16 protein-coding genes are annotated in these 15,563 nt (G+C 46.2%); 4 read left to right on the forward strand and 12 right to left on the reverse strand.

Annotated elements, in window-relative coordinates:
- The first annotated feature begins 275 nt into the window (after positions 1-275).
- From B5E77_RS04705 to B5E77_RS17765, 3 genes are read left to right on the forward strand one after another with little or no spacing between them, the layout of a single operon-like run.
- Entirely contained in the window at positions 276-1,634 is a 1,359-nt protein-coding gene (locus B5E77_RS04705; protein WP_087164218.1) for a radical SAM protein, read from the forward strand.
- A gap of 3 nt (positions 1,635-1,637) precedes the next feature.
- Positions 1,638-1,823, forward strand: a complete 186-nt coding sequence (locus tag B5E77_RS04710; RefSeq protein WP_087164219.1) for a hypothetical protein — start codon at positions 1,638-1,640, stop codon at positions 1,821-1,823.
- An 11-nt stretch (positions 1,824-1,834) separates the two neighbouring features.
- Positions 1,835-1,963: a hypothetical protein gene (locus B5E77_RS17765; protein ID WP_242963614.1), complete on the forward strand. Its 129-nt coding sequence runs from the start codon at positions 1,835-1,837 to the stop codon at positions 1,961-1,963.
- On the opposite strand, the gene B5E77_RS04720 is transcribed toward B5E77_RS17765, so the two are convergent.
- From B5E77_RS04720 to pnuC, 3 genes are read right to left on the reverse strand one after another with little or no spacing between them, the layout of a single operon-like run.
- Positions 1,960-2,799 (reverse strand): TrmH family RNA methyltransferase, encoded by an 840-nt coding sequence (locus tag B5E77_RS04720; RefSeq protein WP_087164220.1) that lies wholly within the window; start codon positions 2,797-2,799, stop codon positions 1,960-1,962. The genes B5E77_RS17765 and B5E77_RS04720 overlap by 4 nt on opposite strands.
- A gap of 4 nt (positions 2,800-2,803) precedes the next feature.
- A complete protein-coding gene (locus B5E77_RS04725) occupies positions 2,804-3,826 on the reverse strand; it encodes an AAA family ATPase (RefSeq protein WP_087164221.1) in 1,023 nt (340 codons plus the stop codon).
- On the reverse strand, positions 3,811-4,521 hold the full coding sequence (gene pnuC, locus B5E77_RS04730; protein ID WP_242963610.1) for a nicotinamide riboside transporter PnuC: 711 nt from the start codon (positions 4,519-4,521) through the stop codon (positions 3,811-3,813). The genes B5E77_RS04725 and pnuC overlap by 16 nt, the downstream gene beginning before the upstream one ends.
- Positions 4,522-4,624: 103 nt before the next feature.
- On the opposite strand from pnuC, the gene B5E77_RS04735 reads away from it, so the two are divergent.
- Complete coding sequence (locus B5E77_RS04735; RefSeq protein ID WP_334293259.1) at positions 4,625-5,107, forward strand: LURP-one-related/scramblase family protein; 483 nt, start codon at positions 4,625-4,627, stop codon at positions 5,105-5,107.
- Positions 5,108-5,224: 117 nt separating this feature from the next.
- Here the strand turns inward: B5E77_RS04735 and B5E77_RS04740 are convergent, their stop codons facing one another.
- The 9 genes from B5E77_RS04740 to jag form a co-directional block, all read right to left on the reverse strand.
- Positions 5,225-6,103 (reverse strand): DUF3881 family protein, encoded by an 879-nt coding sequence (locus B5E77_RS04740; protein ID WP_087164268.1) that lies wholly within the window; start codon positions 6,101-6,103, stop codon positions 5,225-5,227.
- Between the two features lie 138 nt (positions 6,104-6,241).
- Positions 6,242-7,519: a serine--tRNA ligase gene (gene serS, locus B5E77_RS04745; protein ID WP_087164269.1), complete on the reverse strand. Its 1,278-nt coding sequence runs from the start codon at positions 7,517-7,519 to the stop codon at positions 6,242-6,244.
- A gap of 104 nt (positions 7,520-7,623) precedes the next feature.
- Positions 7,624-8,136, reverse strand: coding sequence for a DUF4446 family protein (locus B5E77_RS04750; protein ID WP_242963611.1), 513 nt, complete (start codon positions 8,134-8,136; stop codon positions 7,624-7,626).
- A gap of 60 nt (positions 8,137-8,196) precedes the next feature.
- Positions 8,197-9,111 carry a ParB/RepB/Spo0J family partition protein gene (locus B5E77_RS04755; RefSeq protein ID WP_087164223.1) on the reverse strand — a complete coding sequence of 305 codons (915 nt, stop codon included), beginning with the start codon at positions 9,109-9,111 and terminating at the stop codon, positions 8,197-8,199.
- A gap of 5 nt (positions 9,112-9,116) precedes the next feature.
- Complete coding sequence (locus tag B5E77_RS04760) at positions 9,117-9,881, reverse strand: ParA family protein (RefSeq protein WP_087164224.1); 765 nt, start codon at positions 9,879-9,881, stop codon at positions 9,117-9,119.
- Between the two features lie 644 nt (positions 9,882-10,525).
- Entirely contained in the window at positions 10,526-11,251 is a 726-nt protein-coding gene (rsmG, locus tag B5E77_RS04765; RefSeq protein WP_087164225.1) for a 16S rRNA (guanine(527)-N(7))-methyltransferase RsmG, read from the reverse strand.
- On the reverse strand, positions 11,251-13,152 hold the full coding sequence (gene mnmG / locus B5E77_RS04770) for a tRNA uridine-5-carboxymethylaminomethyl(34) synthesis enzyme MnmG (RefSeq protein ID WP_087164226.1): 1,902 nt from the start codon (positions 13,150-13,152) through the stop codon (positions 11,251-11,253). The genes rsmG and mnmG overlap by 1 nt, the downstream gene beginning before the upstream one ends.
- A gap of 8 nt (positions 13,153-13,160) precedes the next feature.
- Complete coding sequence (mnmE, locus tag B5E77_RS04775) at positions 13,161-14,540, reverse strand: tRNA uridine-5-carboxymethylaminomethyl(34) synthesis GTPase MnmE (protein WP_087164227.1); 1,380 nt, start codon at positions 14,538-14,540, stop codon at positions 13,161-13,163.
- A gap of 40 nt (positions 14,541-14,580) precedes the next feature.
- Positions 14,581-15,555 (reverse strand): RNA-binding cell elongation regulator Jag/EloR, encoded by a 975-nt coding sequence (gene jag, locus B5E77_RS04780; protein ID WP_087164228.1) that lies wholly within the window; start codon positions 15,553-15,555, stop codon positions 14,581-14,583.
- Positions 15,556-15,563: the final 8 nt, after the last annotated feature.

The following is a 15,563-nucleotide window of genomic DNA, read 5'->3' on the forward strand; positions in this document are numbered from 1 at the left end:
TTATTTCTATATTTCTGCCATCTCTTTGGACAGCAGACTGTCATGATTCCCGTTAAAAATACCTTACCCGGCTGTCCTCTGTTTCTCAACGGACAAACCCGCAGATTCGTCCAAAAATGTAACACTCTCTTCTTTTGTCGTAATTTTTGACACTGCCAGATTTCTGTCCCATGACATTTTTTTTTTCTTTTTTTATAATCTGCTTAAAATTTAAGAGTTAAAAAGCATTTGCCCAGCAGGCAGATGCTGAATACGAAAGAAAGGAACGATTTATTATGACTGGCATGAAAACCTCCATGCAGAACTTTGCAATCAATCAGGCGCTTAAATACATAGAAGGCGATCCGGAGACCAACATTCCAAAGCTGATGGCTCTGGTTGATAAATACTCTCCGGAAAACTGGTACAAGGGACAGCGCGACGCGATCCGCGGCGTCATTGAAAGGAAAGACAACTGGTATCAGCTGATTCTGAAAATTTATGATCTGGACCCCGGCGTAAGAAAAGCCTTTTTCCAGAACTTTCTGTTCAATGCCAGCTTAAGCGGCACCTCCCGCCAAAACGAAGCAAAAGAAAAATACGGATGCAACGTTCCCTGGGCGATCCTGCTGGATCCCACCTCTGCCTGCAACCTGCACTGCACCGGATGCTGGGCGGCAGAATATGGACATAAGCTGAACCTGAGTCTGGAAACCATCGATTCCATCATCCGCCAGGGCAAAGAACTCGGCATCTACATGTACATCTACACCGGCGGAGAGCCCATGGTCCGCAAAGCTGACCTAATCAGAATCTGCGAGATGCACCCGGACTGCGAGTTCCTGTCATTCACAAACGGCACGCTGATAGACGATAATTTCTGCAAAGAAATGCTGCGCGTGAAGAACTTTGTTCCGGCTATTTCTCTGGAAGGCTTCGAGGATGCCAACGACGGACGGCGGGGAGACGGAAGCTACGCAAAGGTAAAGCATGCCATGGATCTTCTGAAAAACTCCAGGCTTCCTTTTGGAATCTCTATCTGCTATACCAGCCGGAATTACCAGGATATCAGCAGCGAGAAATTCTTTGATTACATCATTGATTCCGGCGCGCTGTTCTGCTGGTTCTTCCATTATATGCCCGTTGGAAACGACGCCGCTGTAGAGCTTCTTCCCACACCGGAGCAGAGAGAAACCGTTTACCGCCGCATCCGGGAATTCCGTAAGAGCAAACCTCTCTTTACCATGGATTTCCAGAACGACGCCGAGTATGTGGGCGGCTGTATCGCCGGAGGACGAAACTACCTGCACATCAATGCAAAGGGAGATGTGGAACCCTGCGTATTTATCCACTATTCCAACTGCAACATCCACGACACCTCTCTTCTGGACGCGCTCCGGAGCCCGCTGTTCATGGCTTATCACGACGGCCAGCCCTTCAATGAAAATATGCTCCGTCCCTGCCCCATGCTGGAGAATCCGGAAAAGCTGCGGGCAATGGTAAAGGAGACGGGAGCTGTCAGCACCGACTACCAGAGCCCTGAATCCGTAGACAGTCTCTGTGACAGAACATCAAAATACGTGGAGAAATGGACGCCGAAGGCAGAAGAACTCTGGGAGGCATGCGGAAAGTCAAAGAAGCAAAAAGGAGCGTAACCTATGGCTGATTATCAGATTTTTACAGACGCTACGGCAGATTTAAGCTACGAAATGTTAAAAGGACTCCCTCCTGTAAAAATCATTCCGATGCATGTGGAAATCGGGGGAGGGCTTACACCTATGGCCCTTCCGGAACCATTACTCCTATTGAAAATAATCTGGATCTGCGCCCCAGCTCCATCATAGGCAGACTACAGCTGCGCAATCCCATTTATGCATCCACCACCAATTATGGACATTTCGGAAACAGCTGTTTTTCATGGGAACAGATAGACGATACTCTTATCAAGTCCCTGAAACAGCTTCTTGTAAAACATATGGTTTAATGCTTCCGTCCCAGTTCCCAGAACGCCACGGCGCTGGCCGCAGCCACATTCAGCGAGTCTACGCCGTGGGACATGGGAATCCGGACCGTATAGTCGCAGTCAGCAATCGTAGAGGAAGCCAGGCCGTCACCTTCTGTTCCCAGAATTACGGCCAACTTCTTTTCTGCCAGAAGCTTTTGGTTATCAATGCTGACGGAATCCTCACGGAGCGCCATGGCTGCCGTCCGGAAGCCCAGCTCTCTCAGAAGACGAATTCCCTTTTCCGGCCAGGCATCCTTCTCAAAAAAAGTCCAGGGAATCTGAAAAACCGTTCCCATGCTGACACGGACCGCCCGGCGGTACAGGGGATCGCTGGAATCATAAGTCAGAAGAACCGCGTCGATTCCCAGAGCCGCCGCCGAGCGGAAAATAGCCCCTACATTCGTGGGATTTACCACGTTTTCCAGAATCGCGATCCGCGATGCGCCGCTGCACACGGCCTGCACCTTCGGAAGCGGAGTCCGATACATAGCGCAGAGCATTCCTCTGGTCAGCTTGAAACCGGTGAGCTGCGTCAGCACATCAAATTCCGCCGTATAGACGGGAACGTTACCGATTTCTCCGCATCTTCGGATGATTTCTTTTGCTTCCCCTTCGATATGCCTCTTCTCCACAAGGCAGGAGACGGGCCGGTATCCCGCGTCCAGCGCCCGCTCGATCACCCGCGGACTCTCCGCAATGAACATTCCTTTTTCCGGCTCGCAGCGGTTCAGAAGCTGATTCTCCGACAGGCGGGCATACACGTCCAGCTCCGGCGCCTGAAAGTCTGTGATTTCGATGATATCAGAAGCTCGCATTTTCTCACTCCTCTTCCTGTTCTGCTTCAAACAGCTTTTCTACCTCCCGCACAGCTGTCAAATACCTTTCCTGATAATCTCCGCTAATACAGAAATATGTTCTGCCATGGCTTTCCAGAAGTGCTTTAATCTGATCCGAATATTTTTTGCGATCAGCCTTTATAACCTCACTTCTGTCGCCATCCTGCACAAAGGCCACATCCGGCTCCAGAAACAGAATCAAATCATAGGAATTGAGAGCATCCACCGCATCAGACAGAGCCCTGTTCCTGTTGATATCCGGATCCTCCAGAAAATTCATATAAAACTGTGTCACCAAAGCATCCGTATCGATAAACAGCACCCGATTGCTGCTCTCCAGCGCTTTCATCTCGTTTAATTTGTGCTGAAGAAGGATTTCTGTAAAATCCTCCGACAGCATCATTTGATCTGTGCCTGATTTTTCCGAAAGCTCTCTTCCCGCTTCTTCCACAAAATTTGTATTAAACCGCCTTGCCAGGTTGATCGTAAGCGTGGATTTTCCCGTGCTTTCACCGCCCATCAGCAGAACCTTTTTTACATAGAAAGGCTTTACGATATCCGGAAGCCACTCCCAGTGAAGATAGGGATTTTTCCGTATTGCAGTGGAACTGATCGCATTTCTTTTGAAAATATACAGCTCACTCTCCGGATAACAAATATTCCAAAAGCTGCTTTCATCGTAATCGCTGCCGCAGAATACCACATCTATCTTTTCTCCAATCTGGCTTTTTATCTGCTCTGCATCTGCCTGCCAGAACTCCCGGGTATATGCTTCCTTTGTGCCGGCCTGATCCTCAATCGTCAAAATCCGGACATTTCCTATATGCTTTGTAAGCTGATACAGCCAACGGTAACGGATGCGGCTGTTGATTTCATTTCTTTCCACACCAATACTCAGTACAAGATAAAGTTTTCCACATAAATTCGCAGCCTGAAGGATACAATCCACATGTCCCATATGAAGCGGGTTGAAAGATCCTCCATACATTCCTACCTTATAACACATTCTGCTTTTGCCTCCCGATTCCAGCGGAGATACATAATCACCGCATTGATAAGATAAACGCTCCACATGGCCAGAGTCCCAATGCTTTCGCCTCCCTGGGCAAAATGAACCGCCCACATAACCACTGTCACAATATCTACCACGATCCACAGAATCCACTGCTCCGTCAGCCTGTACACAGACATAATCTGCGCCGCCACAGATACCACTGTGCTCATACTGTCGATATACGGAAGATTTCCTCCCAGTCTTTTTAAAACCCATCCGTAAGCCACGATTCCGGCAGCTGTCGCCCCATAAGCAGCTATTCCCTTTGCTGGCGGCAGCTTCTTTTTGATTACCTCCCCAGTCTCTTCATTCATGTGCTTTTTCCAGGCATACCAGCCCACAAAATTCATCGGAAAGTAGTAAATCAGATTCAGCATTACCTCGCCGTAATATTTTGCCTGAAAAGATATGGCTGCATAAAACAGCACATTAACAATCCCAAACAAAAAAGACGAACGCTTCCCTTTTCCCGTCAGGATCACGCACCAGACCCCGGTAAGAGCAGCGGTAATACTGACGAAATTATCCTGCCAATACAGGGAGAGGCCAAGAATCACTGCTGTCGCAATTCCAAGCCAGACAATTTCCGGCGGCCTCCAGCCTGTGCTTTCTTCCTTCAGATAAATTTTCAATTTTTCTTTTAACATCCTTCTTGGGGCTCCTCCCATATTTATTTTTTCTTAAAAATTATATCATTGAATCTTTATTGATGAAATACAATTTGACTGATATACTGAAGACAAATATGAGATAAGGGGGATTTCCATGCGACTGTTGATCAAACAGCGTGTCTTTTCCTGGTCAGACACCTATGATATTTATGATGAAAACGAAAACATCCGCTATTTTGTAAAAGCAGAGGTTCTTGCACTGGGACACCAGCTTCACGTATACGATGCCCGAAACAATGAAGTCGGCCGGATCAATCAGGAGCTTCTGACTTTTCTGCCCGCTTTTGAAATAGAAGTAAACGGAGTAAAACAGGGAACGATTCAGAAAAAATTCTCTTTCCTGACGCCAAAGTATGAGATAGATTTCAACGGCTGGCGCGTGGAAGGCGATTTTCTGGGCTGGGATTACGATGTCTATTCCCAGTGCTGTCCCATTATCCATATTACCAAAGAGGTTCTGCACTGGGGAGATACCTATGTCATCGACATCGCAAATCCGGAAGATGAACTGATGGGATTGATGCTTGCCATTGCTATTGACGCTGCCAACTGTACAAACTGACCGCGCCTGTTTCTGCCGCCTGCCAAATCAGATCAGAAAAATACCCCTGACTGACATGGAACCGAGGATTCTATCCTCTTTTCTATCAATCAAGGGTATTTATTTCTCAAAAAATATTTAATTCTGGAAGCTTACGTTTCCCTGAAGCCAGATAATCCCTTTAAACCGCCTGCCCACTGCAGGCTCTCCAAGCAGATCCTTCTGGTTGATGCAGACCTCAAAGATCAAATCATGGCTTTCTATGGTCAAAATATAGACCTTTTCCTTCGTCAGGCTGTTTTCCACCAGCTCATATTTTAAAATCTCGCCGAGCACATTATAGTGATCGCATTCTACGCCGTACGGCATAAAGTAGGTAGACACGATGGAAAACACGTCTTCATCCGCAATCCGCCGGGAAATCATAGAATAAGTGTCCATATCCTCCAGAGTCAGATTTTCGATAGCTTCCTCGTCTCCTTCTCTGGCCGCCTTGAGAAGCCGGGTTCTCTGCAGAATCGCCTCCGAGTTTTCTTCCTCTGTCATGCGTTTTGCCACAGGAAGCAGAATTCTTCCGTCAATGGAAAGGCCGGAAAACCGAATCGACGCAATGTGAAAAGACAGCTGATTCAGATGACGTTCGCTCAGGTAATCCACGACGTTCTGCACGTAGAAAATAATCGTCACTCCCATAGACAGGTCCTCGCATACGCCCGCATAGGATTCCTTTTCCGCATGCCGCTCAACGCTGACGTTGTCGTAAAGCTTCTCCTGGGTGCCCTGAAAATAGGGAAAATAGTATTCCCTCTGGTAATCGCCTTTTTCGTCGTATTCACCCCGGAGTATAATTCCCATCCGGGGAGCAAATTCCTTTTTTCTCTCAGAAAAATCATTTCCGTTTCGGGAAAAGGCCGTTTTTTCACTCTGATAAGAATCCTCTGTCATCTCCAGAAGATGATTCAGCTGTTCTTTATTCTCTACACGGCTAAAGCCTACTGCTCTCAGATACTCATGCACTGTATTCACCTCCTCAGGATCAGGCTGTGCTTTCATGCGCTTTGTACTATTCCTGCACAAAGGCAGCCTGTACAGATACAATTATCCACATTTCCACGCACTTATCCACAATTGTGGATAAGTCCTGCCGCAGAATCCTTATTTGATTACAGTCATTCCTCCCATATATGGCTGCAGAGCTTCCGGAATCTTCACAGTTCCGTCTGCCTGCAGATTGTTCTCTAAAAATGCAATCAGCATTCTGGGCGGAGCTACTACTGTATTATTTAATGTATGCGCAAAATACTTGCCCTTCTCCCCATTAATGCGGATTTTCAGGCGACGGGCCTGTGCGTCTCCCAGGTTGGAGCAGCTTCCCACCTCAAAATACTTCTTCTGCCGCGGAGACCAGGCCTCTACATCTACAGATTTCACCTTCAGATCTGCCAGGTCGCCGGAGCAGCACTCCAAAGTTCTCACCGGAATATCCAGGGAGCGGAACAGATCTACTGTATTCTGCCACAGGCGGTCAAACCACATCGGGCTGTCCTCCGGCTCGCATACTACGATCATTTCCTGCTTTTCAAACTGATGGATACGGTATACGCCGCGCTCCTCCAGGCCATGCGCGCCCTTCTCCTTGCGGAAGCAGGGAGAATAGCTGGTCAGAGTCTTGGGAAGCTCGTCCTTCTGCAGGATGGTATCGATGAATTTTCCGATCATGGAATGCTCACTGGTTCCGATCAGGTACAGATCCTCTCCTTCGATCTTATACATCATAGCGTCCATTTCCGCAAAGCTCATAACGCCGGTCACCACATTGCTGCGGATCATGAAGGGCGGAACGCAGTAGGTGAAGCCTCTGTTAATCATAAAGTCACGGGCATAAGCCAGAACTGCGGAATGCAGTCTTGCGATATCTCCCATCAGATAATAGAAGCCATTTCCGGATACCTTTCTCGCGCTGTCCAAATCGATTCCATTGAATTTCTCCATAATCTCGGTATGATAGGGAATCTCAAAATCGGGAACCACAGGCTCTCCATAACGCTGTACTTCCACGTTCTCGCTGTCGTCCTTTCCAATGGGAACGCTTGGGTCGATGATATTCGGAATCGTCATCATGATTTTCAGGATTCTCTCATCCAGATCCTTTTCCTTCTCAGAAAGCTCGGCAAGACGATCTGCCTGAGCAGCCACCTGCTTCTTTACTTCCTCTGCCTCGTCTCTCTTTCCCTGTCCCATCAGAGCGCCGATCTGCTTGGAAAGCTTATTTCTGTCCGCACGGAGCCCGTCCGCCTCCTGCTGGGCGGCGCGCTTCTGCGCGTCAAGCTCGATTACTTCATCTACCAGGCCAAGCTTCTGGTCCTGAAACTTATTTCTGATATTCTGCTTTACCACTTCCGGATTTTCTCTTACAAACTTAATATCTAACATCTTTTTTCTCCTTTTTCCGTCTCCTCCGCCGAAATTTCTATGCAAAATTCTTCCTTCACCGGCGCAAGGCTTAGTCTTTATGATATACCAGTCCGCCAGGTTTTTCAAGACTGGCTTTTTGCATTGTCAAGCGCCGCCTGCTCCTCCTCAGACAGCGGTATGGAGCTTTCCCCATTTACAATTTCTTTGATATAGGAATAGCCGCCTTCCTTGGCATAGACAGAATTGATTACAAAACCATTCTCTCTCTGATCCAGAAGAGCCAGCGCATAGCTTAAATCTCCACTCATCTCGCGAAATGCATTATATTTTACCATTCCCATTTTCTGATAAGTAATACGCTGGTTTTTCCGAAGGCCAATGATATCTTCCCGGAGCATCTGGTTCATCTGATCAATCTGCTCATTTTTTTCAATACAGGAAAGAAGGGTATCCTCCAGACTTTCCGCATCCTTTCCGCGCATGAACCGGTCATATCTGCGATTCAGCTTCTTTAGTTTACATAACGCAACAATTATCAGAATCAGCAGAATTAAAATCAGGACAGCCATTCCGATCAAAATATATGCTGCGTCAATTCCTGTCATCTGATATACATATTCTAATATTGGACTCATCTTTCGTTCTCCTCCTGCAAGCTTGAGATTTAAGCGTAGCAACTCACTTTTGTCGTTCCATCAGCGGCTCTGCGCATGTGTAATGATGTCAATGATCCGCTCCAGATCCTCTCTGGAATAATATTCGATCTCTATCTTACCTTTTCCCTTTGCATTCTGATGAATAGAAACCTTTGTTCCTACTGCCTCTTTCATCTTCTCTTCCAGATCGGTATAGATAAAATCATGTACCGGCTCTTCTCTTTTCTTCTCTGTCTTTCCCTGCTGAATTTTTTTGACCAGCTTCTCTACTTCCCGGACACTGAGCTTTTCATCAAATACCTTTGTCGCAGTCGTAAACTGAAGCTCCGGATCGTCAATTCCCAAAAGAGCTCTCGCATGCCCGGTAGAAAGCATGTCATCAATCACCATTTGCTGTACTCTCTCATCCAGCTTCAAAAGACGCATGGAATTTGTCACAGCAGTCCGGCTTTTTGAAACACGTTCTGCCACCTCGTCCTGCTTCAGATTAAACTCATTCAGCAAACGCTTATAAGCCAGCGCCTCTTCAATTGGATTCAAATTTTCTCTCTGAATATTTTCGATCAGAGAAATTTCTACGACCTCCAGATCCGTATAATCCTTTACGATTACAGGAACTTCTTTGAGGCCGGCCAGCTTTGCCGCACGCCAGCGCCGCTCTCCGGCAATAATTTCATAAAATCCGTTTTTTTCCTGAACAATCAAAGGCTGAATAATTCCAAACTGTTTGATGGAATCTGCCAGCTCCATCAAAGCGTCCTCGTCAAACTGCTTTCTCGGCTGTTCCTTATTCGGGCCTACCTTTGATATTTTCACCTTCAGTTCAACGGGTTTTTCTACGACCTTCTCTACAACCTTTTCCACAACCTTGGTTTTTTCTGGTGTCGTCGTCTTAATTGTCTCTGGAATCAGGCTGTCCAATCCCTTTCCCAGCCCTCCTCTTTTTACGGCCATTTATCTTATTCCTCCCTGTTGATTACTTCCTCTGCAAGCGCCCGGTAGCTCTCTGCTCCCGCCGATTTTGAATCGTAAATCGTGATTGGATATCCGTGGCTTGGAGCTTCGGCCAGTCGCACATTTCTCGGTATGATAGTACTGTAGACTCTCTGCTTGACATTTGCACGCACATTTTCCACTACCTGGAGCGAAAGATTTGTTCTTGCGTCAAACATGGTAAATACAATTCCTTCAATATCCAGATATGGATTCAGCCTTTCCTTTACAAGATTAATCGTATGTATCAGCTGGCTTAAGCCCTCCAGTGCGTAATACTCGCATTGGATCGGAACCAGGACGGTATCCGCAGTCGTCATTGCATTGATTGTAAGAAGATTCAAAGAAGGAGGACAGTCGATCAAAATAAAATCATACTTATCCTTGATCTTTTCTACTTCCTTTCGAATAATAAATTCTTTCTCCGGTATTCCGATCAGCTCAATTTCTGCCGCCGCCAAATCTACATTTGACGGTATCAGGTGAAGATTTTCGAATTCCGTATATTCTATACAATCCTGTATGGAAGCTTCTCCGAGGATCAGATCATAGATCGTATTTTCCACCTCATTCTTTTCCACGCCAACGCCGCTCGTTGCATTGCCCTGGGGATCAATATCAACCAAAAGAACCTTCTTATTCTTTTCTGCCAGTGCAGCCGAAAGATTAATCGCTGTGGTAGTTTTTCCAACTCCGCCCTTTTGATTTGCTACTGCTATTACTCTTCCCATAATGATTCTCCTCAATGTTTCACGTGAAACATTCGTAAATTAAAAAGCTATTGTAAACAAATATTTTGCAGTGAGCAGGCACATTTTCAGGTTTCTATTTGCGTTTACGTTTAATGCACAGCAAATGTTTTTTCTGTAATTCATACAAAATATTATGTGGAATATTGCTTACAAAATAGTGAAACGCAACAGTAGTAAAGAATACCAATTAGAGTATCTGAATATATCAGAAACTATATTGACCAGAGCAGGATCCGTTATAGTCACGCAATGCTATCTTGTGTCACGATACTCTCTATCCGTCTGTTCAACCTCCGACGGAGGAGTATTGATACATCAATCTGCAACAGAAACCTTTAATTTCTTATTCTTTAGTTTTAAACACAAAAACATGTCTGTTACCGCTTAAATATTATAGCATAGAACTTTAATTATCTACAAGAGAACGAATGTTTCACGTGAAACTTTTTTATTCATAAGTCGTATTTTAATCACAAAAGAACTGCTTTTTCACATGTTACTTGTGTATAAAGCAGTTCTCTTACCATTATTTTTTATAAAATAAACCTGAAATTCAAAAAGGCATAGTAATGATAGGAATATCCTACAATTTATTAACAGCTGTCAAATAAACAAAATAGCTACTATCGTATCGGTTCCTTCGTAGGCGTTCCTGCCTTTCTCGGATACTTTCCAGGAGTTTCTTTATCTTTTCTAATATACAAAAGACATCTGTAAATATCTGAACCAGGAAGCATAAATTCCTTTTGCTCCTCTATTTTTCCTCCGAGTATCCGGACCGCCTTTTCAGCACCCTTGATTTCTTCCTGAACCTTCTCCGATTTGTATGGAACAAAACATCCTCCCACGCGCACAAAGGGCAGACAATATTCCGAAAGAGAGGCGAGATTTGCTACAGCCCGGGACACACAGCAATCAAATTTTTCCCTGTATTCTTCCTTTTTTGCCAGCTCCTCCGCACGCCCATGGATAGCTGTTATATGCTCCAATCCAAGCTCATCAATGACCTCCTGCAGAAATTTGATTCTCTTATTCAGAGAATCAAGGAGAACCAAACGTAATTCAGGATATACAATCTTCAGCGGAATTCCCGGAAATCCAGCTCCTGTTCCAAGATCAAGCCAATATTCCCCTTCCGCCGGTTCAAAAAGCGTTCGAATCATCAGACTGTCCAGAAAATGCTTCTGCACTACATCCGGAAATTCTGTAATTGCAGTCAGATTCATCACTTCATTTTTCTGTATCAGAAGCTCATAATAACGCTCGAACTGCCAGAGCTGCCTATCCGTCAATGAAATTCCTGCCTTTTCAAAAACACCTTTTATATAATCCTGTCTCTTTTTTTCCATCAATCTTTCCTGCCCTTTCTCTGTTCCAGCCAAACAAGAAGAACTGAAATATCAGCCGGCGATACTCCTGAAATACGGAAAGCCTGGCCTACGGAAACAGGTCTTACTTCCTTCAGCTTCTGCCGGGCCTCTATTCTGAGGCTTGGAACCTCATCATAATCCAGCTCATCAGGAATTTTTTTATATTCCAGCTTTTGAAACTGCTCTACCTGCTTCAGCTGTCTCCGAATATAGCCGTCGTACTTGATATGAATATTGACCTGCTCTGCCACCCCGCGGAGAAGAGAAGGCCTGTCCGGATCTATCGGTGCCAGCGCCTCATAATTCAGCTCTGGTCTTCGAATCAGCTCCGCCAGTGAAATTCCTGAATGAAGCGGCGTACTTTCATACTGCTCCAGAAGCCTCTGTACCTCCTCCGAGGTTCCTACATGTACCTTTTCCACCCGCTTTATTTCCTCCTGGATCTGCCGCTCCTTATCAAGAAGTCCCTGATATCTTTCCTCTGAAATCAATCCAACCTCATAACCTGTCTTGGTAAGGCGAAGATCCGCATTATCCTGCCGGAGAAGCAGACGGTACTCAGAACGGGAGGTCATCATGCGATAAGGCTCCCTGTTTTCCTTTGTCACCAGATCATCGATCAAAACTCCAATATAAGCCTGGGATCTGTCAAGAATCAGAGGATCCTTTTTCTGAATCATACGGGCCGCGTTAATTCCGGCAATTAATCCCTGTGCAGCCGCTTCCTCATATCCGGAGCTTCCATTAAACTGTCCGCCACTGAACAGTCCCCGGATTTTTTTAAACTCCAGACTGGGATAAAGCTGTCTTGCATCGATACAGTCATATTCTATGGCATAAGCATTTCGGACAATCCGTACATGCTCCAGGCCTGCTACGGAAGAGTACATCGCATGCTGCACATCCTCCGGAAGAGAGCTGGACATTCCACCCACATACATCTCATTCGTATAGAGTCCTTCCGGCTCAATAAATACCTGGTGACGGTTTTTATCTGCAAAGCGGACTACCTTATCTTCAATCGACGGACAATACCTTGGACCTGTTCCTTCTATCATGCCTGAATACAGCGGAGATCGATCCAGGTTTTTCCTTATAATTTCGTGGGTCTTTTCATTCGTATACGTCAGCCAGCAGGAAACCTGAGGAATCTGAACAGTCTCGGGATCTGTCGTAAAGGAAAAAGGTATTACCTTTTCGTCTCCAAACTGCTCCTCCATCTTACTGAAATCTATCGATCTTTTATCTATCCGCGCCGGAGTTCCTGTTTTAAACCGGTACATTTCTACTCCGAGCCTTTTTAAGGAATCTGTCAGGTGGTTCGCTGCCTGAAGGCCATTCGGGCCTGTATAGGTGCTTACATCACCGTAGATACAGCGAGCCCGCAGATAAGTGCCTGTACATAAAATAACAGTCTGCGCTTCATAGATTGCTCCAGAGGTTGTTCTGATTCCTTTGACGATCAAATTTTCTTCCGTGCCTTCAGTCAGAATCTCAGCCACCTCGGCCTGGACGATTGAAAGATGATCTGTATTTTCCAAAACCCTTCTCATACTTCGGCTGTACTCAGCTTTGTCGGCCTGCGCCCGAAGAGAATGAACGGCAGGTCCCTTGGACACGTTCAGCATCTTTGACTGGATAAAGGTTCTGTCAATATTTTTTCCCATCTCGCCGCCTAAAGCGTCAATTTCCCGAACCAAATGCCCCTTTGAGGTTCCTCCGATATTTGGATTACAGGGCATCAAAGCAATACTATCCACACTGACAGTAAACATAACCGTCTCTATCCCCAGCCTTGCACAGGCAAGTGCAGCTTCACAGCCTGCATGCCCAGCGCCGACTACAACAGCCTGGCAGGTTTCTTTGTATACTGTATTCATAATATTTCCTACTTTCCCATACAGAATTTTCCAAATATTTCATTAATCAGATCCTCGCCCATCTCCTCTCCGAGAATTCTTCCCAAAGCCTGATAAGCATCTGTCAAATCAATCGTATAAAAGTCCTCCGGCATCCCATTCTGTATGCTTTCCTTTACCATAGACAGGCTTGCCCTCGCATCCTGCAGAGCCGCCTTATGGCGCGCATTTGTAATCAGGATCTCATCGTTAAAATCCACCTCTCCCTGAAAGAACAGAGAACGAATTTCATCCTCCAGCTCCCGGATTCCCTGCTCCTCCTTTGCTGAGATCAGGAGCACCTTATGCTTTGTTCTTTCCCGCATAATCTCCGGAGTCACAACCGGCTCCAAATCAGATTTATTCAGGAGTACCAAAGACTTTTTTCCTTCCAGGAGAGAAAGGATCTCTTCATCACTCTCATTCAGCGGCCTGGAGCTGTCGGCCACATAGAGAATCAAATCCGCATCCTCCGCCTGCTTTCTTGCCCGATCCACGCCTATCTGTTCTACGATATCTTCCGTGGAACGGATTCCGGCTGTATCCAGAAGCAAAAGGGACAAATCTCCAAGCTGCAGCTGTTCCTCCAGAACGTCGCGGGTTGTTCCCTCTATCTCAGTCACAATCGCCCTTTCTTCTCCAAGAAGAACATTTAAAAGAGAAGATTTTCCTGCATTTGGCTTTCCGAGAATTACGGTTTTGATTCCTTCCTTCAGAATCCGGCCGCTTTCCGAGGATTTTAAAAGCTTCTCAATTTCCCCGCAAATTACTTCCACCTTTTTCAAAAGCTCTTCAGAATATCCATCAAGACTGATATGCTCCGGATCGTCAAGGGCCGCTTCCAGAAAAGCCGTCTCATAGAGAATCTGAGAACGCAGCTTTTCTATCTGCTGGCGCACAGAGCCCTGAAGCTGAGACACCGAGGATTTTAACGCCATTCTGTTTCTGGACTGAATCAAATCCATGACAGCCTCTGCCTGGGAAAGGTCAATTCTTCCGTTCAGAAAAGCTCTCTTCGTAAACTCTCCAGGCTCCGCAGGCCTGGCGCCGTTTTTGATAACCAGATCCAGAATCCGCTGCATGACAAGCCTGCCTCCATGGCAGTCTATCTCCACCGTATCCTCAGCCGTATAGCTGTGAGGCCCTCTCATAAGAAGCACCAGAACCTCATCCAGAACCTCTTCTCCCTCTTCAACGGTTCCATAATGCACTGTATAAGAAGGCTGTGCGCTCATGTCCTTCTCCTTACGGTAAGGACGGAAAATTTTCTTCATAATAGAAAATGCTTCCTCCCCGCTGATCCGGATAATTCCGATCCCGGAGCTCGACATGGCTGTCGCCGCAGCCGCTATCGTATCGCTTTCTCTCATAATTTCTGCTCTTTCTTCTTCTTAGACAAAAAGGAACGCATCAGCGTTCCTTTTTCTTATAATTACGGTTATAACGATTTCTTCCCCGTCCGTTGTAATTATCCAGGCGGACGCCTTCCTTCAGAGAAACCACTACATGCCTGTACGGCTCCTCTCCTTCACTGTGCGTGCACACAAATTTATCATTCTGCAGCGCGGAATGAATCACTCTGCGCTCATACGGATTCATAGGCTCCAGAGAAACCGGTTTTCTCGTTCTCTTTACCTTCTGGGCGATATTTCTTGCCAGATTTTCCAGGGTAGCTCTTCTGCGTTCCCGGTAATTTTCCGTATCTACCTTTACCCTGATATAATCATCGCTGCCCTTATTTACTACAAGGCTCGTCAGATACTGGAGAGAATCAAGAGTCTGTCCTCTCTTTCCGATCAGAACTCCCATATCGTCGCCTTCCAGATCAATGCTGACCTCATGCTCCTCCGGCTTCTGTGTGATCGTAATCTGAACCTTCATATCCATAGCCGCGAATACCTTCTCAAGGAAATCCTTGACTTCATCCGTATTCACAGGTCTTGCGGGCTCTGTCTTCTCCTCTTTTGCCGCCTTTTTCGGGGCTTCCGGTTTCTCTTCCTTTACAGGCTCCGGCTTTTTCTCTGCCTGTACAGCTTCCTTTACAGGAGCTTTTTTCGGCTTCTCAGCCTGAGGCTTTTCCTTCTTTCCCGGTCTTTCCTTTTTCTCTTCCTTCTTCTCCGCCGGCTCAGCAGGCTTCTCACTTTTTTCTTTTACACGATCAAGAATCTTTTCCATTTCCTGATCTGCCTTCAAAGCTGCCTCTATCTCCTCGTCCGTCTTCTGCCGGGCTCTGATAACCGCTTTTTTGCTTCCAATCCCCAAAAATCCAGGGCTGCCCGGGGTAACGACTTCATAGTCAACCTTGTCCCTTGTGGTTCCAAGCTGAATTGCTGCTTCCAAAACCGCATCTTCCACTGTTTTTGCGGAAACCTCAATACTTTCCATATTCACAA

Source organism: Lachnoclostridium sp. An131 (assembly GCF_002160825.1).
Taxonomy (GTDB): Bacteria; Bacillota; Clostridia; order Lachnospirales; family Lachnospiraceae; genus Laedolimicola.